Annotated in this window: 31 protein-coding genes, 1 tRNA gene and 2 riboswitches; of the genes, 6 read left to right on the forward strand and 26 right to left on the reverse strand. The window is 39.8% G+C overall.

Going from position 1 to position 25,439, the window contains the following annotated elements:
• Positions 1–5 precede the first annotated feature (5 nt).
• Genes gcvPB through gcvT form a run of 3 tightly spaced genes read right to left on the reverse strand, consistent with a single transcriptional unit; the run spans position 6 to position 3,935 of the window.
• Complete coding sequence (gene gcvPB / locus LCM09_RS01730) at positions 6–1,469, reverse strand: aminomethyl-transferring glycine dehydrogenase subunit GcvPB (RefSeq protein ID WP_224878362.1); 1,464 nt, start codon at positions 1,467–1,469, stop codon at positions 6–8.
• On the reverse strand, positions 1,466–2,809 hold the full coding sequence (gene gcvPA, locus LCM09_RS01735; protein ID WP_224878364.1) for an aminomethyl-transferring glycine dehydrogenase subunit GcvPA: 1,344 nt from the start codon (positions 2,807–2,809) through the stop codon (positions 1,466–1,468). The genes gcvPB and gcvPA overlap by 4 nt, the downstream gene beginning before the upstream one ends.
• 25 nt (positions 2,810–2,834) lie before the next feature.
• Positions 2,835–3,935, reverse strand: a complete 1,101-nt coding sequence (gcvT, locus tag LCM09_RS01740; RefSeq protein WP_224878366.1) for a glycine cleavage system aminomethyltransferase GcvT — start codon at positions 3,933–3,935, stop codon at positions 2,835–2,837.
• Positions 3,936–4,132: 197 nt separating this feature from the next.
• Positions 4,133–4,222: riboswitch (glycine riboswitch) on the reverse strand.
• A gap of 210 nt (positions 4,223–4,432) precedes the next feature.
• Between gcvT and LCM09_RS01745 the strand changes: the two genes are divergently transcribed.
• Positions 4,433–6,103, forward strand: coding sequence for a DEAD/DEAH box helicase (locus tag LCM09_RS01745; RefSeq protein WP_224878368.1), 1,671 nt, complete (start codon positions 4,433–4,435; stop codon positions 6,101–6,103).
• Positions 6,081–6,857 (forward strand): YqhG family protein, encoded by a 777-nt coding sequence (locus LCM09_RS01750; RefSeq protein WP_224878370.1) that lies wholly within the window; start codon positions 6,081–6,083, stop codon positions 6,855–6,857. The genes LCM09_RS01745 and LCM09_RS01750 overlap by 23 nt, the downstream gene beginning before the upstream one ends.
• Positions 6,858–6,888: 31 nt before the next feature.
• Here the strand turns inward: LCM09_RS01750 and LCM09_RS01755 are convergent, their stop codons facing one another.
• The 10 genes from LCM09_RS01755 to LCM09_RS01800 all read right to left on the reverse strand — a co-directional run bounded on the left by LCM09_RS01755 (position 6,889) and on the right by LCM09_RS01800 (position 12,516).
• Positions 6,889–7,068 (reverse strand): YqzE family protein, encoded by a 180-nt coding sequence (locus LCM09_RS01755; RefSeq protein ID WP_224880041.1) that lies wholly within the window; start codon positions 7,066–7,068, stop codon positions 6,889–6,891.
• 52 nt (positions 7,069–7,120) lie between these two features.
• Positions 7,121–7,618, reverse strand: a complete 498-nt coding sequence (locus LCM09_RS01760; protein ID WP_224878372.1) for a shikimate kinase — start codon at positions 7,616–7,618, stop codon at positions 7,121–7,123.
• Complete coding sequence (gene comGG / locus LCM09_RS01765) at positions 7,615–7,977, reverse strand: competence type IV pilus minor pilin ComGG (RefSeq protein WP_224878374.1); 363 nt, start codon at positions 7,975–7,977, stop codon at positions 7,615–7,617. The genes LCM09_RS01760 and comGG overlap by 4 nt, the downstream gene beginning before the upstream one ends.
• A gap of 13 nt (positions 7,978–7,990) precedes the next feature.
• Positions 7,991–8,416: a competence type IV pilus minor pilin ComGF gene (comGF, locus tag LCM09_RS01770; RefSeq protein ID WP_224878375.1), complete on the reverse strand. Its 426-nt coding sequence runs from the start codon at positions 8,414–8,416 to the stop codon at positions 7,991–7,993.
• Positions 8,406–8,723 carry a hypothetical protein gene (locus LCM09_RS01775; RefSeq protein WP_224878376.1) on the reverse strand — a complete coding sequence of 106 codons (318 nt, stop codon included), beginning with the start codon at positions 8,721–8,723 and terminating at the stop codon, positions 8,406–8,408. Before LCM09_RS01775 ends, comGF begins: the two co-directional genes overlap by 11 nt.
• The gene (gene comGD / locus LCM09_RS01780; protein ID WP_224878377.1) at positions 8,710–9,165 is read right to left on the reverse strand and encodes a competence type IV pilus minor pilin ComGD; all 456 of its coding nucleotides are present in this window, start codon (positions 9,163–9,165) and stop codon (positions 8,710–8,712) included. Before comGD ends, LCM09_RS01775 begins: the two co-directional genes overlap by 14 nt.
• On the reverse strand, positions 9,146–9,478 hold the full coding sequence (gene comGC / locus LCM09_RS01785) for a competence type IV pilus major pilin ComGC (protein WP_224878378.1): 333 nt from the start codon (positions 9,476–9,478) through the stop codon (positions 9,146–9,148). The genes comGD and comGC overlap by 20 nt, the downstream gene beginning before the upstream one ends.
• 15 nt (positions 9,479–9,493) lie before the next feature.
• The gene (gene comGB / locus LCM09_RS01790) at positions 9,494–10,522 is read right to left on the reverse strand and encodes a competence type IV pilus assembly protein ComGB (protein WP_224878379.1); all 1,029 of its coding nucleotides are present in this window, start codon (positions 10,520–10,522) and stop codon (positions 9,494–9,496) included.
• Positions 10,497–11,576 carry a competence type IV pilus ATPase ComGA gene (comGA, locus tag LCM09_RS01795; RefSeq protein WP_263622855.1) on the reverse strand — a complete coding sequence of 360 codons (1,080 nt, stop codon included), beginning with the start codon at positions 11,574–11,576 and terminating at the stop codon, positions 10,497–10,499. Before comGA ends, comGB begins: the two co-directional genes overlap by 26 nt.
• Positions 11,577–11,679: 103 nt before the next feature.
• Entirely contained in the window at positions 11,680–12,516 is an 837-nt protein-coding gene (locus tag LCM09_RS01800; protein ID WP_224878380.1) for an alpha/beta fold hydrolase, read from the reverse strand.
• Between the two features lie 277 nt (positions 12,517–12,793).
• Between LCM09_RS01800 and LCM09_RS01805 the strand changes: the two genes are divergently transcribed.
• Positions 12,794–12,868: transfer RNA gene (locus LCM09_RS01805), tRNA-Gln, on the forward strand.
• A 6-nt stretch (positions 12,869–12,874) separates the two neighbouring features.
• Here the strand turns inward: LCM09_RS01805 and LCM09_RS01810 are convergent.
• The gene (locus tag LCM09_RS01810) at positions 12,875–13,258 is read right to left on the reverse strand and encodes a Spx/MgsR family RNA polymerase-binding regulatory protein (protein WP_224878381.1); all 384 of its coding nucleotides are present in this window, start codon (positions 13,256–13,258) and stop codon (positions 12,875–12,877) included.
• 246 nt (positions 13,259–13,504) lie between these two features.
• On the opposite strand from LCM09_RS01810, the gene LCM09_RS01815 reads away from it, so the two are divergent.
• A complete protein-coding gene (locus tag LCM09_RS01815) occupies positions 13,505–13,750 on the forward strand; it encodes a DUF2626 domain-containing protein (protein WP_224878383.1) in 246 nt (81 codons plus the stop codon).
• A gap of 45 nt (positions 13,751–13,795) precedes the next feature.
• Here the strand turns inward: LCM09_RS01815 and LCM09_RS01820 are convergent, their stop codons facing one another.
• Both LCM09_RS01820 and LCM09_RS01825 read right to left on the reverse strand, forming a co-directional pair.
• A complete protein-coding gene (locus LCM09_RS01820; RefSeq protein WP_224878385.1) occupies positions 13,796–14,869 on the reverse strand; it encodes an SAM-dependent methyltransferase in 1,074 nt (357 codons plus the stop codon).
• Positions 14,870–14,872: 3 nt separating this feature from the next.
• Complete coding sequence (locus tag LCM09_RS01825) at positions 14,873–15,514, reverse strand: MBL fold metallo-hydrolase (RefSeq protein ID WP_224878387.1); 642 nt, start codon at positions 15,512–15,514, stop codon at positions 14,873–14,875.
• Positions 15,515–15,590: 76 nt separating this feature from the next.
• On the opposite strand from LCM09_RS01825, the gene LCM09_RS01830 reads away from it, so the two are divergent.
• Complete coding sequence (locus LCM09_RS01830) at positions 15,591–16,067, forward strand: hypothetical protein (RefSeq protein ID WP_224878388.1); 477 nt, start codon at positions 15,591–15,593, stop codon at positions 16,065–16,067.
• Between the two features lie 151 nt (positions 16,068–16,218).
• Complete coding sequence (locus LCM09_RS01835) at positions 16,219–16,404, forward strand: DUF2759 domain-containing protein (protein WP_224878389.1); 186 nt, start codon at positions 16,219–16,221, stop codon at positions 16,402–16,404.
• A 26-nt stretch (positions 16,405–16,430) separates the two neighbouring features.
• Here LCM09_RS01835 and LCM09_RS01840 read toward each other — a convergent pair whose 3' ends face one another.
• From LCM09_RS01840 to LCM09_RS01885, 10 genes are all read right to left on the reverse strand, one after another.
• Complete coding sequence (locus LCM09_RS01840) at positions 16,431–16,736, reverse strand: MTH1187 family thiamine-binding protein (RefSeq protein ID WP_224878390.1); 306 nt, start codon at positions 16,734–16,736, stop codon at positions 16,431–16,433.
• 1 nt (position 16,737) lies between these two features.
• On the reverse strand, positions 16,738–17,508 hold the full coding sequence (locus tag LCM09_RS01845; RefSeq protein WP_224878391.1) for an ABC transporter permease: 771 nt from the start codon (positions 17,506–17,508) through the stop codon (positions 16,738–16,740).
• Positions 17,509–17,511: 3 nt separating this feature from the next.
• A complete protein-coding gene (locus LCM09_RS01850; protein ID WP_224878392.1) occupies positions 17,512–18,207 on the reverse strand; it encodes an ABC transporter ATP-binding protein in 696 nt (231 codons plus the stop codon).
• Positions 18,208–18,315: 108 nt separating this feature from the next.
• Complete coding sequence (gene thiD / locus LCM09_RS01855; RefSeq protein WP_224878393.1) at positions 18,316–19,134, reverse strand: bifunctional hydroxymethylpyrimidine kinase/phosphomethylpyrimidine kinase; 819 nt, start codon at positions 19,132–19,134, stop codon at positions 18,316–18,318.
• Positions 19,135–19,140: 6 nt separating this feature from the next.
• Complete coding sequence (gene thiO / locus LCM09_RS01860) at positions 19,141–20,241, reverse strand: glycine oxidase ThiO (protein WP_224878395.1); 1,101 nt, start codon at positions 20,239–20,241, stop codon at positions 19,141–19,143.
• A gap of 15 nt (positions 20,242–20,256) precedes the next feature.
• Positions 20,257–21,030: a thiazole synthase gene (locus LCM09_RS01865; RefSeq protein ID WP_224878397.1), complete on the reverse strand. Its 774-nt coding sequence runs from the start codon at positions 21,028–21,030 to the stop codon at positions 20,257–20,259.
• 2 nt (positions 21,031–21,032) lie between these two features.
• Positions 21,033–21,230, reverse strand: a complete 198-nt coding sequence (gene thiS, locus LCM09_RS01870) for a sulfur carrier protein ThiS (protein WP_224878399.1) — start codon at positions 21,228–21,230, stop codon at positions 21,033–21,035.
• A complete protein-coding gene (gene thiE / locus LCM09_RS01875; protein ID WP_224878402.1) occupies positions 21,214–21,864 on the reverse strand; it encodes a thiamine phosphate synthase in 651 nt (216 codons plus the stop codon). Before thiE ends, thiS begins: the two co-directional genes overlap by 17 nt.
• A 73-nt stretch (positions 21,865–21,937) precedes the next feature.
• A riboswitch (TPP riboswitch) is annotated at positions 21,938–22,053 on the reverse strand.
• A gap of 50 nt (positions 22,054–22,103) precedes the next feature.
• Positions 22,104–23,291, reverse strand: coding sequence for a M14 family metallopeptidase (locus tag LCM09_RS01880; protein ID WP_224878404.1), 1,188 nt, complete (start codon positions 23,289–23,291; stop codon positions 22,104–22,106).
• 117 nt (positions 23,292–23,408) lie between these two features.
• Complete coding sequence (locus tag LCM09_RS01885) at positions 23,409–25,295, reverse strand: LTA synthase family protein (protein WP_224878406.1); 1,887 nt, start codon at positions 25,293–25,295, stop codon at positions 23,409–23,411.
• Positions 25,296–25,439: the final 144 nt, after the last annotated feature.

A 25,439-nucleotide genomic window follows, 5' to 3' on the forward strand; every position in this document is an offset into this window, starting at 1 on the left:
TTTTGTTATGCCTTTTGATAGCGTAGGATTGGTTTTCTTGCGGCAGTTGTTTCATCAAGTCTTTTAATAACGGTTGTATGCGGAGCTTCTTGAACGACTTCAGGATTTTCCTCTGCTTCCTTAGCGATCTGTAGAAGGCGATCACAGAACTCATCAAGCGTTTCTTTTGATTCTGTTTCAGTCGGCTCAATCATCATACATTCTTCCACATTAATCGGGAAATAGATTGTAGGTGGGTGATAGCCAAAATCAAGCAGTCGCTTCGCCATATCGAGCGTTCTTACTCCGAGTTTCTTTTGTTTCTTACCTGAAATAACAAATTCATGCTTACAATGCTGAGTATATGGAAGAACGAATGCATCCTGCAGACGTCTCATCATGTAATTAGCATTTAGTACAGCGTTCTCAGACACTTGTTTTAACCCGTCTGGTCCCATTGTACGGATATACGTATACGCTCGAACATTGATTCCGAAATTGCCGTAATATGGCTTTACACGGCCAATTGAGTCAGGACGATCATAATCAAAACGGTAAGCAGCGTCTTCTTTAACAAGAACCGGCTTTGGTAAATAAGGAACTAGGTCAGCTTTTACTCCGACAGGACCTGACCCTGGGCCTCCGCCTCCGTGAGGACCGGTAAAGGTCTTATGGAGGTTTAAGTGAACGACATCAAATCCCATATCTCCAGGCCGTGCTGCACCCATGATGGCATTCATGTTAGCGCCATCGTAATACAACTTTCCTCCAGCTGAATGGATAATCTCAGCCATTTCAATGATATCTTCTTCAAACAAACCGAGTGTATTAGGGTTTGTTAGCATAAGAGCTGCAGTATCCTTATCAACTACCCGCTTCAAATCTTCTAAATCAACAATACCCTTTTCATTCGACTTAACGGTCACAGCTTCAAACCCAGCGACTGTTGCTGAGGCAGGGTTTGTACCATGAGCGGAGTCAGGTACAATTACTTTTGTCCGATTGAAGTCGCCATTTGCTTCATGGAAAGCACGGATCATCATCAAGCCAGTCCATTCTCCATGTGCTCCGGCAGCTGGTTGTAGCGTTACCTCATCCATGCCTGTTACTGCAACAAGGTTTTCTTGCAGGTTATACATCATTTCTAGGGCTCCTTGAACGGTTTCTTCTTCCTGAAGTGGATGAATAGAAGAAAAGCCAGGATAGCGTGCTACGTCTTCATTGATTTTAGGATTATATTTCATGGTACATGAACCAAGTGGATAAAAACCAGAATCAACCCCATGATTCCGCTTCGATAGTGCTGTATAATGGCGCATCAATTGAAGCTCTGAAACTTCTGGAAGCTCAGGTTCTTTTTGTCGATTAAATTCTTCTGGAAGCCACTCGTTTAGATCCAAGTCCGGTACGTCAAGCTCTGGAAGACTATATGAAATCCTACCAGGTTCGCTCAGCTCAAAAATTAAGGATTGGTCTTGATTCGTATTCATTGTGCTCCCCCCACTTCTTTTACAAAGGTATCAATTTCTTCTTTCGTGCGGTTCTCCGTTACTGCTACCAACATATGGTTCGAAAGTTCAGGATAATCACGACCTAAATCATATCCTCCGATGATACCCTTGTTTAGTAACTTTTGATTCATTTCTTTTACCGAACCGTTCAGCTTGATGACAAACTCATTAAAATAAACACCATCAAAAACAGTCGTTAGACCTGCATTTTCTAACTGAGATTTTGCATAGTAAGCTTTTTTGATATTTTGTTCTGCCATCGTGCGCACACCCTCTTTACCAAGAGCGCTCATCGCTACAGAAGAAGCTAGCGCATTTAGAGCTTGGTTTGAACAAATATTCGAAGTGGCCTTGTCTCTACGGATATGTTGTTCGCGAGCTTGCAATGTAAGCACGTACCCACGTTGTCCTACTTCATCCTTCGTTTCACCAACTAAACGTCCTGGCACTTTTCTCATCAATTTCTTTGTTACTGCAAAATAGCCACAGTGAGGGCCACCGTATTGAGCAGGTATTCCGAAAGGCTGACAATCGCCAACCACGATATCCGCTCCCATATCACCAGGTGGTGTTAAACGACCGAGAGCAAGTGGATTACTCGATACAACAAACATCGATTTATGTTGATGAACGATTTCTTCTAGTTCTGGAAGTGGTTCAAGTTGCCCGAAGAAGTTAGGATACTGAACCATCACACACGCTGTCTCATCATCCATTTCTTCTTTTAGTTTATCTAAATCCGTTACTCCATTTACTGCGTCTACTTCCACTACACTTAGATGTTGGCCTCTTGCGTACGTGTCAATAACTGCTCTTGCTTCTGGATGGACGGACTTTGAAACAATAATCTTTTTCTTTTTTGTTTGCCCAGCACTTAATAACCCAGCTTCAGCTAGCGCAGTGGGTCCATCATACATTGAAGAGTTTGCTACATCCATTCCTGTAAGTTCACAGATCATCGTTTGAAACTCAAAGATTGCCTGAAGTTCACCTTGTGAGATTTCTGGCTGATATGGAGTATACGCAGTATAGAATTCAGACCTTCTAATCACATGGTCAACAACTGATGGAATGGCGTGATCATAGACTCCTGCTCCTAAAAAGGATGCATTTTCGATCGTATTTACATTCTTTCTAGCGAGTTTAGACATGTAACGAATTAGTTCAGGTTCAAAAAGCTGCTTCTCAACTTTGAGATCTCCTTTAAATCGAACAGATTCAGGAATATCTGCAAATAATTCTTCTATTGAATTTACTCCGATCGTTTCGAGCATTTCTTTTTTGTCGCGCTCAGTTGTGGGCAGATAGCGATGTTTCATGTATTCTCCTCCTCGTCGGTTCCCTTTATTTCTGTCTTTTATAGAATGGTGTTGAAACTACCTTTGCTTTTAATCTCTTCTTTCTGACTTCAACCTCTACTACTGTTCCAAGTTCCGTATACTCCTTCTTCAATAGAGCGAGGCCAACATTTTTCTTAAGTGTTGGTGATTGAGTACCAGTTGTAACTTCTCCAATGTACTCATCCCCGATATAGACATTGTAATGGGTACGAGGGATACCGCGGTCGATCATTTCAATTCCAACAAGCTTTCGCTCAAGACCGTTTTCGCGCTGTGAAGCAAGAGCCTCTTTCCCTATAAAATCTTCTTCTATCTTTGTTTTAACAGCGAAGCCAATCCCTGCTTCTAGAGGCGAAATGTCCTTTGTTAGTTCTTGTCCATATAAAGCGAGCTTTGCTTCAAAGCGGAGAGTATCGCGTGCACCAAGACCACAAGGTAAAATACCTTCCGGCTCTCCTTCTTTCAATAGAACGTTCCAAAGATGAGGAGCTTGGTTAGAAGCACAATAAATTTCGAATCCATCCTCACCTGTATAGCCCGTACGTGAAACAAGAGCTTCCGTTCCTGATATATCTACTTTATCTTTAAATTTAAAAAATCCGATTTCACTTAAGTCAACATCAGTCAAACGTTGCAGAATCTTTTCTGCTTCTGGTCCCTGAATCGCAAGCTGAGCTACTTCATCTGACTTATTTTCAAGCGAAACATTACCTTCCTTATGCTCGTTTAACCAATCAAAGTCTTTTTCAATATTCGCTGCGTTCACAACTAGTAGATAGTGTGCTTCTGAAAATTTATATACGAGTAGATCATCTACTGTACCGCCATCCTCGTAACACATCGCTGTATATTGAGCACCATTCACTTTAAGTTTACTAACATCATTGGTCATCATTTTCTGAAGGTAAGGGAAGGCATCTTCACCCTTCACTTCGATTTCACCCATATGAGAAACATCAAATAATCCTGCATGGTTTCTCACAGCATGATGCTCTTCTTTTATACTGGAGAATTGAACGGGCAGCGCCCAACCTCCAAAATCGATCGTTTTTGCTCCCATTTCTTGATACGTTTCATATAACGGTGTTTTTAATAAAGATTCCATCATAACCCTCCTTAAATTTCAGAGCTTTTCATAGCTTCAGATAAGCTGCTAGGTTACTCCCTAACTTCAATCACACAAAAAAGACAGAGAAACCCGCTGTGACAAGCGTAGTTTCTCTGTCCTGTTGACCTGAAAGTTTCTTCCCGGTAATAAGGGAATTACATCTTTGGCGGCTAAAGTAGCTCTCTCCAGAGGTGCGTCTAGCATGAGTCTTTTTGCCTGAGAGATTCACATCACTGCTTGCTCCTTCGGCGCTGTCATCTGACAGTCTCTCCTCATGCTTTCATTCGCCTATTTTCAGTTTTGAGGTATTGGATGACACTGTTTGTTTCATACTATTAGTGCTTTCGATTTCAATCCTACCACTACCACTAATGCATTGGCAACAATATTTTTAAGAATAAGAGTATTATCACAAGTAGACTAATCACGAACATTAAAATCGGTTTATACCAATAAAATTCGTGAATAACATTTATAAGGAAAGGGTTTTCATTATGAGGATGGAATTAACCTTTAACGAGGAATGGAAATCTGATTTTTTGAAGCATATAGAGGATGACGGCCCCTGGACAAATTGGGAGCTTTTCAAACTAGCAATAGAAGCTGAAAAACATACAACGGTCCCATCATTCACAGGGCTACAAGCACCAGCGCACCTCCCTCACCTTACTCCGCATCCCTATCAACTTGAAGCTGCAAGAAGAGTGGTTGAAGAAATGAACGGAAAAGCAATCCTTGCAGATGAGGTAGGTCTTGGGAAGACGATCGAAGCGGGACTCATCATTAAAGAATACATGATTCGTGGACTTGTCAAAAAAGTGCTTATCCTAGTACCCGCTTCCCTTGTCTCACAGTGGGCGATGGAATTAAATCAAAAATTCTACATCCCTGCTGTAGTGCAAAGAAAAAGCTACGTCTGGGATCAATATGATGTCGTTGTTTCATCAATCGATACTGCAAAACGGGAGCCACACCGCTCAATCGTTTATGAACAAGACTACGATATGGTCATCATCGACGAGGCGCACCGCCTTAAGAACAGTCGTACGAAAAACTATGAATTTGTTCAGCACCTTCAAAAGAAATTCTGTCTTCTACTAACTGCAACACCTGTTCAAAACCGTTTAGAAGAAGTTTTTAATCTTGTATCACTATTAAAGCCTGGCCACCTTGGTAGCTTTGAACATTTTGAAAAAGACTACAAAGGGAAAGAGAAAAGCATTGAAGATGAGGAGCGACTTCGTGCATTGATCCAAAAAGTTATGGTTCGAAACAGGAGACAAGATACAGAGATGGATTGGCCGGAACGAATTGTGAAGACAGTGCCGATCCACTTAAATGAAGAGGAAGCATCTCTTTATAAAGCAGTAGAAGATTTAAAACGGCACCCAGTCGGAACAAGGAGCCAATTCTCAATCATTACATTACTTAGAGAAATCTGCTCAAGCAGGGAAGCTGCTTACATGACACTTAAAAAGATGCTTGAGAAAGAAGACGTTGACGAGAATACAGAATCGATTGTTTTGAATCTTTTGAAGAAGATCGAATCGGTCCCATCAAACTCGAAGGCTGAAAAAACGCTCGAAATTATCCAATCGATCGAAGGTAAAGTCATCATATTCACAGAATATCGTGCCACTCAATTATTTCTACAGTGGTTTCTTCAGCAACATGGTATTTCATCTGTTCCATTTCGAGGAGGATTTAAGAGAAGCAAAAAAGACTGGATGAAGGAACTCTTTAGAAATCATGCAAAAGTACTCATCGCTACAGAAGCAGGTGGAGAAGGAATTAACCTTCAATTCTGCCAGCATATTATTAATTATGATCTTCCTTGGAACCCGATGAGAATCGAACAACGAATAGGACGTATCCACCGTTTAGGACAAGAAGGTGACGTCCACATTTACAATTTTGCTACTAAAAACACAGTAGAAGAACATATTCTGTCCCTTCTTTATGAAAAGATCCAGCTCTTTGAAAGTGTAATCGGACAGTTAGATGAAATTCTTACTCGATTAGGGATGCGCGATATTGAAAAACATATCTCAGATATCTTGCTTCATTCTGAAAGCGAAGGAGAAATTCGCATCAAAATGGAGAACATAAAAGAATTGATCAACTACCATAAGGAGGAAAGTGATGAAACAAGAAAATATTCATAACTATTTACGCTCTTACTTTCTTGCGAACGAATGTCCGATTCTCCAGGAGAAGCAAGGTGTTCTTGCAGTCCAATTAACGGTCGACTTAGACAAAGAGTTAATGAATCGGCCGTTTTACTGGCACTACTTAGAGAAAACAGGTGGAACCCCTAACCCCATGACGCTGACGTTAGTAACGAACCAGGATGAGGAGATGGTACAAGGTGAATTCGTCCACTTTGGAGCGCCACGTCTTCACCAAATTTTTTCATCAACAAAAAAATTAGCATCGTTTATTAGACTATATGAAAACATTCAACCATCGTCACATCAGAACGCTCCACTTCACCCATGGCTTTGTTTGAACATCAAAATTTCTTATCAATGTGACCTGAAGAAAGATCGTTTCATATCACTTGGACTGCATCTCGTCAGTGGTGCAGTAGTGGACGATTTTCATGATCAACTGTCTGAAAAAAACTTAACACCTAAAATTCCTGACTATACTTTCACGATCAGTCCTATCATAAAACCAGCAAGTGGCATCTCTCGACTTGAGAAGATTGTTGAAATGTTGATATCGAAAGAAGATCATTCATGGTCTGAGGAAGCAAAAAGGAGATGGGCTGCAGATCAACTTTTACTCGATCAATTTTATGAAGATAACCTGGAGGCTGAAAGCTATGCGGTTGAGAAAGAAGCACTTAGAAAACAATATGAGCCTGTCATAACAGCTGAAGTCATCAATGGAGGTATCTTTTATCTTTCTCCCTAACCAAAAAATGCTCGGACCCATTGTCCGAGCACTACTTCTTCTTTCTTAAGAACATGCTGATCGCCATTGGAATAACGCCAAACCAACGAAATAAAAACGGCTGTTTTGTAGCTTTTCGTTCTGCGCGATCCTTAACTCTCTCTTCCTTCGGTTGGTCCATATAGGAAACAACTTGTTGCGTCATAAATTTAACTAAATCATTAGAGGACAATTGAATCACCCTTTTCCGTTTCTAGCTTTAGGGTGTCCACTTTTTCCTTTTATTAACCGATTAATGCTACTATTTCTTTTACGATTTCCTCGATTGTTCGGTGTGTTGTATCAATCTCTACATGTGCATCTTTATAACGTGATAAGCGCTCTGAAAAGATTTTTGCTACTCGCTCACTACGATCCTTAACCTCAAGCAGCGGTCTTGAAGAATCTCCTTCGAGTCTTTTTACAATTTCTTCTGCCTCACAGTGTAGATAGACCACCATTCCATTTTGTTTCATAAGATTTCTGTTAACTTCTTTAAGGATGATTCCACCGCCTGTACTAATGATTACATCCTCTTCTGGCAGCTTTTCTAAAATCGCGGTCTCATACGACCGGAAAGCTTCCTCACCTTCTTCTTCAAAAATATCTGGAATTTCTTTCCCGATTTCAGAAACAATCTTCTCATCTGTATCAATAAAAGGCATGGATAACTCTTTTGCTAATGCAGATGCTACAGATGTTTTACCCGAGCCCATGAACCCTGTTAAATAAATTGCTTTCATCCTATTTCTTCTCCCCATTTCAAAACTTTATTAGCTATTCGATCATAGTGAAACGTAACAGTTATTTGTTGATTTGTGGGAGTAATGCCTGAAAGCATAATCTGTTGCTCACGTTCAGAAATGTACGATATTTCCGCAATCAATGTACCTTCTTTATAGGCAAAGCTTTTCTCACCACTATCAGTTCCAGTTTGTTGTATATAAGAAATTGTATCTTTCATGCCTAGAACTAGCAAGGCTACTTTGTTTACGTGTAACTCCTTTTGCTCTAAGAAAGCTCGCTCATTTGCTGTGATGGTACAAAGATGAAGTACGTACCCAATCAATAATGTGCTTATTAACATCATCGTTGCCGTCATATAACCCTTCTCGTTAAAGGGAGTTTCCCAGCTGATAACAAACTTCCTCCTTTGTGGATCCATTTGTAAGAACAAGACCAACCTTAATCCGTGGACCTGAGATCTCAATAGTCATCCCCTTAACACCTTGAAGAACAACTTCATGACCTGTTCCATTCACTCGTCTTCGAATCACATTTCCATACATCTCAAACGTAATCGTATCTCCCGAAGGTTTTGTTAAAGTGAGGTTTTTTCCGTTTGTTACTACATAAGAAGCACCTCTAACTTCTCTCGCTACTAACACATAGAACAGCTGCTCTTCTTCTTGTTGAGGATCTAAACCAGAGGTTCTTACAGATGAGATCATTAATGAAGGTAGAACTGCTGTTAGTGCGAGTAAGATCATTAACGTAATCAACACCTCGATCAACGTAAAGCCCTTTTCATTAAAGGTCATATGGTAAACTCCTACAAACACGGGTTGACGTTTCATGTTCTTTCACCATGACACACATTTGCTCTACATTGAGGTGAACACGATAAACGTCAATCCCTTTCTCAATTTCAGATGGTGGAGTTACACCGAGAAGGATATAGTCCGACCAAACCTCCTCTAGAATCGCGACGCTTTCTGTTCGATTAGCAATGCTTATTCTTTTTTCGTAAAGGGATGTAAAAATAGGCAGCATACTCATCGAGAGGGTCATGAGTATCGAAAGTCCGATCATAGCATCCATCAATGTATATCCATTATCTTTTCTCAATATAAAAGCGACCTGCTCCAAGCTGAACGACAAGTTTGTATTCCTCCTTGCCATCATTGATCAAAATCGTTCCCGCCGTTTGAATGTTACCATTTCCGACGTACACGATGTGATGGCCCAATGTCCCTTTTTTTATTGTGATATTCTCGGGGATATTAGCCGATTTTATTACGTTTGTAGCGTTACTAATAACCGTATACGTATGTGTGGATGGGGAGAATGACAAGCGATGGGGTTTCCCAGTGCTATATGCTAGTTCCTGGGTGTATCGAATATCCGATTGCAGTTTTTCGAGGAAGTGCCGAGTGGATGAAGCTGATTGAGTTGGTGCTATTTGAATAAATACTAAACCGAGCATAAGAGAAAACACAGTTAACACAATCATCATTTCAATTAAGGTATAGCCTGAAGAGAACATCTCATTATGGTGTTTGTTGTACAACGGACACAACCCCATTAGAAATGGTCAATGCTTCTCCACCGGGACATTTAGCATTAGCTTGATCTAAGTAGCCTCCATCTACTAAATCGTTTACTGATACTGGCATGCTGTCTGTATCTGCCTTATAAGCTGCAGCTTGTGATTGTACGACTTTCACTGTTGCTTCACAGCTTTTATCTTCAACCACTTCATTGTTCTTAGTTAAACTTGGCACAGCAATTAACAAGAGCATTGAAATAATCATAATAACGATCATCATTTCGATTAAAGTGAACCCTTGTTCTTTTTTGATAGCAGCGATTATTCCTCTCATTCTGATAATTCCTTTCTAAATGGATTGTAAATAATAAAACATTGGGAGCAAAATTGACATGAACATCAACATAACGACTAAACCTACGCCAACAAAGCTAATAGGCTGCAGAACAAGAAATCCTTTTTTCACTAGTTCCTCAAAACGTTCACCCATCACCTCCCCATAGAGAATTAGTTCCTTCCCCAAATTCCCACTTGCCTGTCCATGCATGAAAATCTCTCTGAGCTCTTCAACATAAAGGCACTTATTCTCAAACAACCCTTCAAGTTTCTCACCTTTCATAAGCGAAACAGAAACACGATGTGCTTCTTCTTGAAATAATACAAAATGAGATTGTTTCTTAATCAATTCGAATGCATCAGAAATGGAAAGGCCACTATGCAATAGAAGTCCAAGATGAAGAGCGAGGTGATGTGTGATGTATTTTGGAACGAAGAGTTTTGCAAATGGGAACTTACAATACAATTGCAACTTGGTAACGGCTGATGATTGCCTTTGTTTCATCACAAAGTATATATAACCTAATAAAAGGGTGAGAACTAACAAGATCAAGAAAACAGGGGTGAATTGGATGAAGGTCATGAAGAGTCGAGAAACGATTGGGAGTGGAACGTCGAGGGACTGATAGAGAGTATTAAATTTAGGTAAAAGATACTTCCCTACGATAAATAACATGACGGCTGTCATCCAAAATAATATGATCGGATAAGCAAGCGTGCTTCTCAAACGCTTCCGCCACTCACTTCTCTTTTTCATCAATTCACCTGACGCCACAACACCAAAAGCAAAATCACGCTGTTCAGACATACACAAGTAGGAAAGGATGTCGTCTGGGAATTGAAATTCTGAAAGCACTTCATGAAACGGATTGCCCTCTTTTAATTGCATGATCATATATTGGATGTTCGTTCTAATGTGATCCTTTTGATAAATAGAATAAACTTCCAATGCATTACCTAGCGTGTACCCTTCTACTAACATTCTGCCTATACGGAATAGGAAATCCGCCTTTTGATTAAGCTTCCATTTGGATCGTCTCACGGTTCCACAACCCCAATTCTCTTTCAACAGTTCCTTTATCGATAAAACCAAGAGCGTATGCTCTTAGAACATAATCTTTTATCGTGGTTTGACCAGGAATTGAAATAAGTGTTGGATCAAGGATAGCTTTCTGAAGATGCAACCCTGCGAGGATTTCAACAATTGCAAGCTTACGGTGCTTTCTTTGTTTTAAGCATTCAAGGGAACAGACCTTACAATAAGGGCATTTGATTGGAACGAGTCTTTGGGTGGCAACACCGCGAAGCGTTTGCGCAATATATTGAAGTGGAATCCCAAATTCAAGAAGTCGTGGAATGCATTCGAGGGTACTACCGGTATGAAGTGTAGAGACGACTAGGTGCCCTGTCATACTTGCTCTAATTGCAAGTTGAGCTGTTTGCTCATCTCTTATTTCCCCAACAACCAAAATATCTGGATCATGACGGAGGCCAGCTTTAAATCCTTCGTAAAAAGAAAGGCCAGCTTTTTCGTTAACCTCCATTTGGATAAAATCAGGGTTTCGTTTTTCAATAGGATCTTCAATTGTTAAGACTCGCCGATGGCGTTTAATACTGAGGGTTTGCAGAAGTGAATAGAGAGTGGTTGTTTTGCCACAGCCTGTAGGTCCAGTTATCATGAAGAGTCCACTATTGTAGCTGACAATTTGAAGAAGTCGGTTTGCTGTTGGGGGAAACAAGAATAGTTCTTTGAAAGCATGCGTTTCATCTTGGGGGAGGATTCGTAATACGAGACTTTCGTGGTACGGAGTAGGAATTGTAGAAAGACGGAGATGAAAGCGATGGGGATAGAGTATCATGTCCATCGCTCCATTTTGCGGCCGACGTTTTTCTCCAATATCCATTCCGCTTAGGAACTTGAAATGTGATAACACTTTTTGACTGATTGAAGACGGAAGCCACATCGCATCATAAAGTTTATGATCGACTCGAAATTGAACCAACGTTCCCTTTTCTTTCGGATGAAAATGGACGTCTGAAGCTCCCACCTCCACTGCTTGTTTTATTATTTCTTGACCTTTTGCTTCAATATTCAGCTAACATACACCTTCTTCCACATAATATGACGGCAAAATACGACGCTTTACCGTAAGAAGAAGTATTCGTTAAGGATTTCTCTATTCCTTCTCAGCAAAAAAATTAATCTAGAAATTCTTGTGTTACTATATTGAACTTGCTTTGCTCTTCAAGGAATGGGTAATGATTACTATAGTGAAACACGACTAATTTCGAGTTAGGAATATACCCAGCCATTTCTTCTGAAAAGGATAACGGACATTGGACATCCTGTTCACCACAGACAATCAATGTTGGAACCGAAACGTTGTTAAGCTGACGAGTTACATCGAAGTTCATTATTTCCCTCGCAAAGAAGTTCATCCTTACACCCGATAACGTTTTATGTATGTTCTTTGAAAAATGCTCATCGTATCGTTCAGGGTCATATAGCGATAGTTTCGTCCGCTCCTTAGAAATCTTTTGGCGCTCATCGCTCGATAAATCTGGATCTTTTAATTGTTCAATATAGTTTTGCATCACTTCAAACTTCGGGTTTTCATAATGGTAAATGCAATACCGTGAAGAAGATGCATACTCACGGGCAGCTGCCCCTACAATAATAAGGCGCTTGAGCCCTTCTGAAGCGTGTATTCCATATACACAGCCGAGCATACCTCCAGTCGAATGACCAGCAAACGACCACTCTTTGTAACCGAGTTGTGTTCGAATAGCTTCAAGGTCGAACACCGTATCAAGCATGAAATATTCATGAGGGTCTACAGCATCAACCGAATTTCCTGTCCCTTTGAGATTAACTAGGTAAACCCGATGATGGTCTGTAAAAGACTCAGCAAAGTAATCGCCACTCTTGTTAAATTCTGAATATAAATGCGCTACACATAGGGGAGGCCCAACACCTTTCGTAAACACTTCAAAGCTCCCTCTACTTGTTTCTAGATTCATTGCTTCCCATCTCATATCAACTACCTCCTTTTATTCCTAATTTCCCCAAAGAGGTAGCTAACCCTTCTCTGTTCACAGTAATGTAACATCATGGTAAACATAAATAAAGCGATACGCGGAAACTTCCCTGCATATCGCTGTGACATAGATTATGATTTATCGTATTCAAAGAACCCCTTGGACATGACAGTATTTCAATTTATTTTTTTCATTTTTATAAAGCACTCATTATTTTATAAAATGACGTATAAGTTTTTGTTTAGTGCTTATACTAACATTTGTAAACAGGCATTGGGCTATAGCCAAGCGGTAAGGCAACGGACTTTGACTCCGTCATGCGTTGGTTCGAATCCAGCTAGCCCAGCCAACATAATTATGATACGACAGCAAGGTTTTTCTTTCGCTGATTCAGATTCTGCAATTCAGATTTATTGTACCCAACAATAAGTTTTTTTCCATTTGTTACGATTGGTCTTCTCAGTAACTTCGGTTCATTATGCATCAATTCAAGCATCTCTGTTACTGTGAGGTCTTCTATGTTCATATCGAGCTTCTTAAATGAACTACTTCTTTTTGCTAATATCTCTTCGATACCTTCTGTAGACATTGTAATAATCTCTTTTAGCTCTTCGATCGAAGGTGTATCTTTAAACAAATGACGCTCTTCAAAGTCAACGTGGTTGTCCTTCAACCAAGCTTTTGTTTTCCTGCATGAAGTGCAACTTGGGTACGTGTAAAATAATAATTTATCTTCCATTTTGTTTCTCCCCTTTTCGTTTTCCGTGATAACTAACTTTACCCATATTATACAACTATTAAACAAAAGTTGTACAAGAAAATGATTTGTAATTTTTATAACGATTTGGGATAATAAATTGGAACCCTTTACAAGGGGCTGTAGTGATAGACACAAATTTGCCATGACACTAGCATTTACTTTTCAGCAGCAACTCATATATAATACGATATGTATGGGAATGAACGAGCAAGGGAGGAACTTCTTATGCCTAGAATGTACAAAGTATTGGCTTTCTGGACAGGTATCTTCTCACTGATGGGTTTTATCGGTGATATGCCTGTAGTCGGACTGCTATTCCTTGGTCAGGCCGGCATGTTTTTTGCGTTAAGTCTCTTGAACTTAACAGAGCGTACTTATCTTTATATTTTCGGTGTATACTTAACATTATTTATGGTCGGTTTTTCCTACTGGTCAGTGTTTATGATGACACCTGGCTCTGGCGGTCATTAATTAAACCAAAGAAAAAGACGATGCTGTTGGCATCGTCTTTTTTGTTCACTTTTGTTGTACGATCACTTGGAACTGATTCATTTGTGATAACCAATTCACTGCACGATTCATTTTATGCGCTGATGAAAAAGGGTCTTGCTCGTTATGATCTTGCACAAAATCCAACAAACCATTATTTACGAGAAAACGTCCTTGCCATTCACATTCGATCCATTTAAATTGATGCACTTCGCCTATTCGCTTTAAAGCATCCAACGGGATATGAGTTGTTAAGTCCATTTTTCCTGGATGTTCAAGAGGGTTTTGAATGAGCTGGTGCTTATAATATCCTCTTAAGCTCCCAGAGCGTCTTGCTGGATGGCGCCATTCCTCATCTGTATAGCCATAATCGATCGTATAGATTCGACCTTTCTCCATCCAGTTCGCAATATCTTCAACCCAACTAGTCATGTAAAGAGGTATTTCAATTCGTTGTTCTACATTTAACGGATAGCCGTACCGTTCAATCCAATCTAAAATCGCCTGATCTGTACATGGCCTGTATACTTCTGTTAACTCATTAGTCGCAGTAAGACCAACCATAACTTCGAGCAGCTCTCCATGCTTTTCTTCAATCACTCTAACGGGAAATGCATCTAACAATTCATTTGAAAAGACAATTCCATTGAGCACTGTAATTCTTCGCTTTAGTTCTTCCATTGAAGGATATACGTGAACGCACTCATGATCGATTGTTTTCTCCTCAATTATCTTTCTATGATAAGGACTTGACTCAACCACATAGTAAGTTAGCTTCTCAAACAGCTCTTCATCAACCGTTTGAATTTCTTTAAGAAAAGGAAGAATAAACTCACCTTCACCTGCTCCAATATCAACAATCACCGGCTCAAGATTATCCTCTTTGATTGCGGATGTAAGAGCTCTTGCAATAACTCGACTGAAGACTTCATGAACTCCAGGTGACGTATAAAAATCTCCTGCTTTACCTGTCTTCTTGTGATTCGATCGGTAATAACCATGTTCTTCATCATATAAACTAATTTCCATGAAGCGCTCATACGAAATCGCATTCTCGTTTGAGTTAGCGATTTCTGACTTTAGTTTAGTTAGAATCGTCATGTCTCATATAGAAAAGCCATTCAAAAAAGGATTACTCGTCATTTCTTGCTCGATCGTTGTAGCAGGGCCATGACCAGAAGCAACTATTGTATGCTCCGGCAATGTAAGCAAACGGTTATGTATACTGTTAATCAATTGATCATGATTTCCTAGAGGAAGATCTGTTCGCCCTATACTTCCTTGAAACAACGCATCTCCTGAGAATACGACCCCTAGATCTTCAAAATAGAAGGAGACACTTCCTGGTGAATGGCCTGGCGTTTCATACACATCGATGTTAAATGAGCCGATCGCTAATTTTCTTTCTTGCTCAATCAGTTCGTCTGCTGGTTTAGCTTCGATATCCTCTACCATCGGAAATAAGGATGAGCCATTTAAAGCAGGATTCTGCATCCAATCCGCTTCCTTCTTGTGCAGGTAAACAGGAATTCTATAATGATCTCGTATAAAGTCAACAGCTCCTATATGATCAAAATGAGCATGAGTAAGTAAGATTGCAACAGGTTTTAAACCTAGGTGATCAACCTCATTATAAATTTTGCTACCTTCAGCTCCTGGATCTACTATAAGAGCTTCCTTCTCGTTATTCCAAATGATTGCTGCATTGGCCTGTACTGGTCCGACGGCTAACTGTTTCCAATTCATTCAAATCGCCTCCATTGAAAGATTATGATTCTTATTCTACACTATAAAAAACTCGTTTTAAAAGGAGATGTACGTGATGTCGATCGTTTATGGAATTGAATTAGACCCTCCACGAGGTGCTTTACCTGGATTCACTTCACAGCTTGTAAAAAGAACAGGTGAGCTTGCAAATGCCATCGACCGTGATGGAAAGCTCGTTATTGTAGCTGATAAAGATGAAGCTAACTCGCTAGTTGATTATTATACATCTAAACATGCAATGGGTGAACGGTGTACGCTCATCCTATTATCTCAACAATGTAAACCGACTGCCTTCCTAACAGACTATGGCTTAATCTCGCAAAATAACCGAAACTATTTGTATGAGAACATGGTCACTCCCTTTTCAATTAAAAAAGGCGAAGATGAACAAATACAGATGGCGTTACTTCAAATAGAAGAGCATCTCATTGCAACTGATCAGAACATCATGTATGTCGACGTGATGCAAAAAGAGCTTATGGAGGGCATCGCAAGGGCTTACCAAATTGAACTATCATTTTCAAACCATTGACGCCTCGACAAATGATAAGAAAACGGTTAAAATAATAAAGGACTTATGTACATATCCATTAAAGTTAAAAATTGTTCAGATTTAACCATGCCATATCATTCTACTTTAAGGGTATACTGATAATGATTGCATGGATAAGGAGGTATTCCGGATGGGTTTAGCAATTATTTTTGCATTCGTCACGTTATTTTCAGTTTGGGGCTTACTTCGTTCCTTTCGTGAAAAAAACTTTATGGGCCTTGCCTTTGCAGGTTTAACTGTTCTGGTTTTTGGCGCCTTTACCGTTGCTACAATGATCGATGTTCTTTTCGGATCTGGAGGCGGCGGAGGCCACTAAAAAAAACAGCCACTTGGCTGTTTTTTTTAGTTTCTATGTTTTTGTACTGCTTCTAATTTGTCTTCCATTCTTACCTTTTTGTCTCTCCGATCATCAATCCTAATATTTGTAGCTACTCGATCGATGCCATGTTGGAAGGGTGCTTCATGAATTGCTTGAATAACCTCTAATAAATCTGATAGTTCCCCTTCAATCAACGTACTCATAGGAGTAAGCCGATAAGAAATTCGATCGGTAAATGACTCTAGAATCTCCTGTACTTCCGCAACATACTTACTCACACTTGGCGTTTCCGTTCCAATTGGAATGACTGTTACATCTACAATCGCCATGTTAATCTCCTCCTTCAAAAGTTAGTAACTGCATATCCTTATTAAAGAAAAACCTATATGTAACAAGGGAAATTATCATTGCACAAATCGAAACACAAGAAAAGATACTGATCGAAACAACAATTTGATACCTAATCGCATCAATTGGGGAAGCTCCGCCTAGAATGAGGCCCGTCATCATTCCCGGAAGTTGTACTAAACCGATTGTTTTCAATGAATCCACGTTTGGAATCATTGACGCTTTTATCGTTTTACGAATAATCATTTTAGACGCCTCGGCCGGTTTCGCACCTAATGATAACGCAGCAAGGATTTTCCCTCTACTATCACTAAATTCGTTTTTCATCCTCTCAAATGCAAGTCCTGAAGCCACCATACTATTCCCAATAATCATACCACTCATTGGGATAACCTGTTCTGATTTGAACGGGATAATATCAAATGCAATCCATATCGATAAGACGAATACTTCAATAATAACAAGAGAAACGAAAGATAACCAAAACGCGAACGGGATTCCTTTCCCGCGTTTTGCTGCCTGTAATGCTGCGATCACTAGCATTACGGTAACCCATAACCCTACACCTTGCCAGTCTTCCATTGAAAACAACAGGGTCAATATGTATCCGATCAAAAATAATTGCACAACACCTCGAAGTGATGACCATATAGCAGATTTACTTATTCCTAGCGAGAAATAATACGACATCGATACAGGAATCATTACGAAAATAATCATAGTGAGAAGGGATAAGTTTGAAATTTCAGTCATGCATCAGCCCTCTAGAAATCTCTTAAGGGCTTCAGTAGTAGGATTATTGAATAATTCTTTTGTGTGACCCTTTTCTTCAAGACTTCCCTCATTCATAAATAACGTGTATGTTCCAAGTCTTTCGGCTTGTTTTAAATCATGGGTGATCATAATAATCGTCTTCCCTTCTTCGTTAACGAGAAACTCTAACAATTCCTCCATTAAATCCACTGTTCTCATATCTAATGCGCTTGTCGCTTCATCGAGTAATAGCACATCTGGGTTATTTGCAAGCGTCCTCGCAAACGCCACCCTTTGTTGTTCTCCCCCCGATAGATGATCAACTTCTTTTGTGAGAAATTCTTCTGGAAGTTGTACCTTATCTAATAGAGAAACTCCTAGTTTAGAGTTCCATTCTTTCCTTAAATTTGGACCGAATTTTAAATTATCTTCCACAGTTCCATCGAATAAATTAGGTTGCTGAAAAACGACACCTATTTTTCTCCTTAATTCATTAATCGGATAGTCAACAATATGTTTCCCTTTATAGAAAATCTCACCTTCTTCAGGGTCGGTCAGCCGATTCAATAACATGATCAAACTACTTTTTCCTGATCCAGAAGGGCCAATAACTGTCGTTAACGTCCCTTCCATAATCTCGAAATCCACATTTTTTACTCGTTCATTTTTTACATTGTTTACTGCGATAATTGGTTTCATCTGAGAACCTTTCTTCAAAAGAGTTATCTTTATCGTTTATAACATATCCGGTTTCTATTCACCAGTTAAACGGTTCCAATAAAAATAACCCATTTCCTAAGAAATGAGTTATTGCATTAATTCTTTACTGTGTATTCGATAGGCAGCATGGTTAGTAGGACCGATTCCACTGCCAATCTTAAGTGAATAGCGAATTGCGGAAGTAATATAGTCCTTCGCTACCGATACAGCCTGAGGAATGGCATGCCCTTTTGCAAGCTCAGCCGCTATACATGCTGAAAATGTACAACCGGTCCCATGTGTATGTATCGTATCGATTCGCTTTGACTCGAAGTAATATACCTTTTGATTCGTGTAGAGAAGGTCTATAGAGTCTAGTCCGTTCATGTGGCCACCCTTGATTAAAACTGCCTTGCATCCAAATCGAGACAGCTTGATTGCCGCTTCTTCCATATCCTCTATTGTTTCTATCTTCATCCCATCTAACAGTACGGATGCCTCAGGAATGTTAGGAGTAATGATAGCTGCTAAAGGTAATAGTTCGGTTTTTAGCGACTCGATCGCCTCTTCTCTAAGAAGGGTAGAGCCGCCTTTTGCAACCATGACAGGGTCGATCACCAGATTCGTCACATGGTGCTCATTACATTTTATCGCAACCGCATGTATAATATCGGCTGAAAAAAGCATTCCTGTTTTTACTGCATCTGCACCTATATCAACTAAAACAGCATCGATCTGTTGGTTTATAGCTTCTATCTGCTGAGGAAAAATGCCATGAACTCCCGTAGTGTTTTGTGCGGTTAACGCAGTTATGGCACTCATACCATACACATCTCGCTCTTGGAACGTTTTTAAATCTGCCTGGATTCCCGCTCCCCCGCCACTGTCAGATCCTGCGATCGTTAACACTTTTTTCACATCATTCATCTCCCTCTAAACAAGTTGAAATCGTTCTGGTCGAAAACTCTCGATGGGAACCTCTTGTGGCAACTGTTCGATTTCATTTGCAATGATTTTTGCTGTCACCGGACTTAATAATATTCCATTTCGATAATGTCCGGCCGCTATGAAGACAGATGGTTTTTGAGTCATCTTCCCTATAAGGGGAAAGCCATCCTGAGTTGCGGGCCTTAAGCCAGCCCATTTATGGAACGGACGCTCACTTTTTAAGTCTGGTAACACATGTTTACTCCAAGATTCTAATCGATTAATTCCGTGAGAGGTTACACTCGTATCAAAACCCGCAATGTCTTCAGATGCCCCTGCGATTAGTGTTCCATTGTCTTTCCCTACGAGGTAACCTTGACTTGTAAATACGATGTGCCGTAATTCCGGGCCTTTATATGCACAAATTTGCCCTCTAATTGGAAAAACGGGTATGGAACATTTCAGCTCTCTTTCCCAATTCCTTGACCAGGCTCCAGTTGCTAAAACGATATGATCCCCTTCAAATATGCCCTTATCTGTCTTAACTTGCCGATCATTGCCACTAACTAAATCTGCTTCTCCTGCGTGTTCTAAGATGTTCACCCCAGAATTCCTACATGCATCAATCAGAGCCGCCACATACCCTGGAGCATAAATATGACTTTCCTCAGGACACCACAGCGCTGCGTAGGTATCTTCTGATAATAGCGGCTCTCTTTCCCTTGCCTCATCTCCAGTTAATATAAAGGATTCTATCCCATATTCACGTTGCCATCGTTGCTTTGACTCTATAGACAGCAAGTCAGCTTCATGATAAATAGCATAAAGACTCCCATTACGACTGTACTCGAACGTTTCATCCGAAAATTGCATAACTTTATTCACCCAGTCAGGATATAGCTCCAAACTTTTTTGGCACAACATAAAAAAATCGTCTGGATCCTCTGTGATTTCAGAATATGGTGCGAGCATCCCAGCAGCAGCGCCAGATGCTTGTCCACCGCACTCTCTCGATTCAATAACGGTCACTTCAAAGCCGCGACTTCTGCACTCGTATGCAATTGAAAGTCCAATCACACCTCCACCTACTATTAAAACGCTTGCCACGCTAACAACACCTTTCTATTTAGAAATAAAGTCGATCGTACTACTAGCAGTGGCATACTTCTTTTTAGGAATTCTACCTGATAAATAAGACAGTCTACCTGCCTGAATGGCATGTTTTACTGCTTCAGCCATCTTGACAGGATTTCTTGCTTTTGCGATGGCCGTGTTCAATAGTACACCATCAGCACCAAGCTCCATCGCTTTCGTTACATCTGCTGCACTACCTAATCCAGCGTCTACAATGACGGGGACTGTTAGTTGTTCTGAAATTAGTTCAATGTTATAAGGATTTAAAATCCCTAAGCCTGTTCCTATGGGTGATCCACCTGGCATAACGGCAGCAGCACCAGCTTCCTGTAGTCGATAACATAAAGCAGGATCATCAGATGTATACGGTAAGACCACAAAGCCATCTTCCGCAAGGATTTCTGTTGCTTTTACTGTTTCGATCGGATCTGGCAAAAGCGTTTTGTCATCTCTACTCACTTCCACCTTAATCCAATTACTCAACCCAGAAGCTCTAGCTAAGTTAGCGATTCTTATAGCTTCTTCTGCGGTTTTGGCACCGGACGTGTTCGGTAGATACTGAAACGTTTTGTCTCCTAAGTGCTGAAGGATTGCATCTTCATCAGGTGAGCTTAAGTTCACCCTCCGGATAGCAAACGTTAATACTTCAGCTCCAGAAGCCTCGATAGCCTGGTTCTGTACGAATGGGTTTGGGTATCTACCTGTACCTAAGAACAGTCTTGAGTGAAACTGTTTACCATCTATTGCTAACACGTCATTCATATTCATCCACCTCCAACAAATTGAACAAGTTCAATCTTCATGCCATCATTTAGATTCGTCTCGCTCCATTTTGAGCGATCAATAATCGTACCATCTACTTCTGTTGCTACTAATCCACTCTGCAAGTTAAAATGTGCGATTACATCTTCGATCGTCGTTACATTAAGATCATGTGCTTCACCATTAATAAGCAGCTTCATGATTTACCTCCTTCGATTTCTTAATTCTTTTAATAAAAGAGTCACTCGTTCCACGAACGTTTGAGCTTCCAACGACCTCGCTTATCACGCATATGCGAGATGCGCCTGCAGCAAGTACTTCATCAACGTTATGAAGCTTTATACCTCCGATCGCTACGAAAGGAATAGAAATTTCAGAAGCAACTTCTTGAATGTATGAGGTCGTAACTGGATCGACAACATCACTTTTACTATTTGTTGCATAAACAGGACCTGCCCCGATATAATCTGCACCATCTTGTTGTGCCTGACGAGCTTCTTCTAGTTTATGAGTTGATATTCCAATAATCTTATCAAATCCAACGATCTTTCGTGCTTCACTTATTGGTAAATCATCTTGTCCCAAATGAATGCCGTCAGCATCTACTGCAAGCGCAATATCGATATGGTCGTTCACGATAAAGGTAACGTCATGTTTTTTTGTTAACTCACGAAGCATCTTCGCTTTTTCTAAAATAACCCTTTTGCTACTTTTTTTATCTCGTAGTTGGATAATCTCGGCTCCACCTAAAATAGATTCTTCCATGACATCTAGTAACTTTCTACCTGGATGAAATTCTTCTCCTGTAATTACGTAAAGATTGAAATCTTTCATTCTATCTCCTCCATTTCTCAGAGTATATAAAAAGCCCTCATTCCGCGTATGGAATGAGGGCAGTTATCACATTAATTACCGCTACCGACTTCCCTACGCTGGTATAAACCAGATCAGGTTCAAGGGTAAAGGAAGTAATGGTTTCCTTTTCTCAGCCTACCCGAAACGTAGGCACCCCTAGTCAAAAATTATTAAGTTCTCTTTCATTATGGCAAACAAGTGCGATGATGACAAGTAAATTACATATATAAAGAGGAAAGAAAGATTCCGATCGTATCGTTATAGATCTTATCGAACTGACTTATTGGAAGCGGGCTTTCCCCTTTTCCTATTTCAACAGTAAACCCTGGTTTTCTAAATTCTTGAATAAACCAGTCCTTATATCCTGCAAAACTATCAACATAACGAATAGGTCTATACCCACTGAGTCTTGAATACTCCCTAACTAAAACTTCAGATTCTGGTGGTTCGAGGCCTTCATATCCCCAAAAAATGACTTCACCTTGTGAATGAAAGGCTAACGCTCTGTCAAAGTTTCTTCGTTTAGAAAGCTCCGCCATTGCAATGGACTCTGGTTCACTCAAAGGTTCATAGCCAGGGAAGTTACGAGGAGATGGCTTCTTTGGTTTCCTTTCCGCCTCTATCTCCCACTTTGCTGGATATTGATTATTTAAATCAACCCCTCTTATATTCGCTTTCCAACGATTAAAATCGTCACTTCCATTGTTTATGTCATTAACTACAGTGCGATATGGTTCTTCTTCAGGTAAGCCATTTATAACGAGGTTTACACCATCTGGGTTCACCATAGGAACAATTGAGAGAGACGTTGAATCGTAAAGAGGCGGCAAGTACACACTACTTAATACCTGTGTGTTCGTTAGTGCCATCAGATAATCATTTAATAACTTCATCAACAATGGCGTTGTTAACCATTCATTTGCATGGAAAGAGCCATTCATATGGACTTTCTTAGAACCGATTCCTACTTGTAATTCTGGAATCGGTTTCCTCATAACGGAATCACCAACAACAGAACGCCTTAAAAATGGATATACAGCTAACAACTTTTGTATATCCCTTACCATAGTTTCATACGTATAATTCTGTATTGGATTAACAAGGGACCATATCATTCGAATTGGAATATTAACGGTTTCTCCAACTTGTAGTGCAAAAGGGTTAGCGTCGTTAAGTAATAAAATACCGTCTAGAGGTGCATCATACCACCCAGCAATCTTCCAGAGAGTGTCCCCACTTCTTATTGTATACCTTTTGGTTACGTACCCTGGTATATTGATCATATCTCCGATCACTAACTGATCTGGATCTTGAACATCATTGCTATCAATGATAAGTCGGAGTGGAATTTGAAACACTCGGCTATACTTCCACAATGTATCTCCGCTCTTCACCCTTACTTTCATATTTAATCCCCTCCACCCGTAAAGCCTTCATACTATGCTATGTAGAGTGATCATTGGAGTATGCTAACAATTGATAACAAAAAAACCATGCCCGAAATACAGGGCATGGTTTACTAATTATTCTTCTGACTGACCGTTTTCGTCAGCAGGTTGTTGCTCTTTGTTTTCTCCAAAGAAACGAAGCAGGTCGCCATAGACTATCTTATCGGAATAGGCAAGATCAGTTTTAGCCTTCTCCATGTATGGTTCACAGGCAGCTTTATCCGTTTCCTCTCCAGTTTCCTTGTCGTAACAAACATTGTTTGTGTAAAGGTGATTTTCAGTGATAAAGCTACCATCACGAAGAATAGTAAAGTTATCTTGTTTTTCTGCGAATAAGTCATTACCGAATTTAATCATATCTTTTGTTTCGACTCCTAGAAGGTGCATCAAGGTAGGTTTCAAGTCGATTTGACCACTAACCTGATCCATTACTTCGCCTTCTTGACCAGGAATATGAACGACAAGAGGTACTCGTTGAAGCTGAGTAGTTTCGAATGGCGTGATTTCTTTGCCAAGGAATTCTCCCATCGCTTTATTGTGATTCTGAGAAATTCCATAGTGATCTCCGTACATCACAAAGATCGAGTCTTCATATAAACCTTCTTCTTTCATACGTTCGAAGAATTTCTTCAAAGCTTCATCCTGATATCTTACTGTTGTGAAGAAACGATTAACAGTACCATCATCAGAAGTCCATTCAGGAATGTACTCATCTTCTTTTTCTAGCGTGAAAGGAAAATGGTTTGTTAATGTAATGTACTTCGCATAGTAAGGTTCAGGCATCGTCTTCAAATACTTGATGGACTGATCAAAGAAGTATTCGTCCTTTAAGCCCCAACCGATTGAGTTTTCTGGGGTTACAGAAAAGTCGTTTATGTCATAGAACTTGTCATACTTTAAAGCATCATACATAACATCACGGTTCCAGAAACTTTTGTTGTTTGCATGGAACACTGAACTGTAATAGCCTTCTTCCCTTAGCACTTCAGGACTTGCATTATATTCATTTCCTGAATGGGTAAAGAAAACTGCTCCACTCGGAAGTCCATAAAGAGAATTCTCGACAATGAATTCTGAGTCAGATGTTTTCCCCTGTGCTGTTTGGTGATAGAAGTTAGGGAAGTAATAGCTATCTTCAATCAAATCATTTAGGAATGGTGTAATCTCTTTACCATCAACTTCTTCATTTACCACGAAGCTTTGTGTTGATTCAAGTGAAACTAGAATAACGTTTTTACCTTTTGCTTTACCAAACATCTCAGGGTTTGGTTCAACGTGATTAGCTTTTACATAGTTTTCAATATCTACGATCTCACTACCATCAGCGAATGCGCGCTGGGCTTTAGCTTTTGATTGGAGAACAGCATCGTAAACATGGTAGTTGTATGTTCCGATATATTTAATAAGCATTTCACGGTCGAACGTACGTGTTAATAATTGTGGACGCTCTGTTTCTGCAAGACCCACATTAATAGCGAATAGAGCAATTGCACTCGCGAAGACAATAGCGATTTCTTTCTTCTTCACTTCAAACGCCTTCGTTTTACGAACAAATAAATAAGCAGCTAATAAAACGATGTCAATGAAAAGTAAGAAATCATACCCACTTACGAGTTCAGTAATACTGTTACCTAGCTCACCCATGTTGTTTGTTTGGAACAACAATGGAATCGTGATGAAGTCTGTAAACTCACGATAATATACAACGTTCGCAAATAATATGAAAGATCCAATGAAATTAATTATTAGTAGAACCCTATTTCTATATTTAGGAGATGCGAATAGAGCAAATCCTAAGAACAATAGAATAGAACTTATTGGATTCAGAAAGAGGATAATTCCTTCCATTTTGTTCTCAGTTTCAATGTTAAAAGCAAATTCATATACAAAATACGTTTTAATCCAAAGCATTATTGCTACAATAAAGAAAAATAAATATTTGTTTTGTAGCTTCTTCATCATTTACTTAGTACCTCCTTAGTTGGCTATAAGGAAAGAGCTACCATCTGTTTCGTTATCAACCATACATAAACGATATGATAGTACGTTTTCGGAAATAATTCAACTACCTTTTATCCTTATTTTCTTCCAAAATGTGTGGTTTCA

Source organism: Guptibacillus algicola (assembly GCF_020171805.1).
GTDB lineage: Bacteria > Bacillota > Bacilli > Bacillales > Guptibacillaceae > Guptibacillus > Guptibacillus algicola.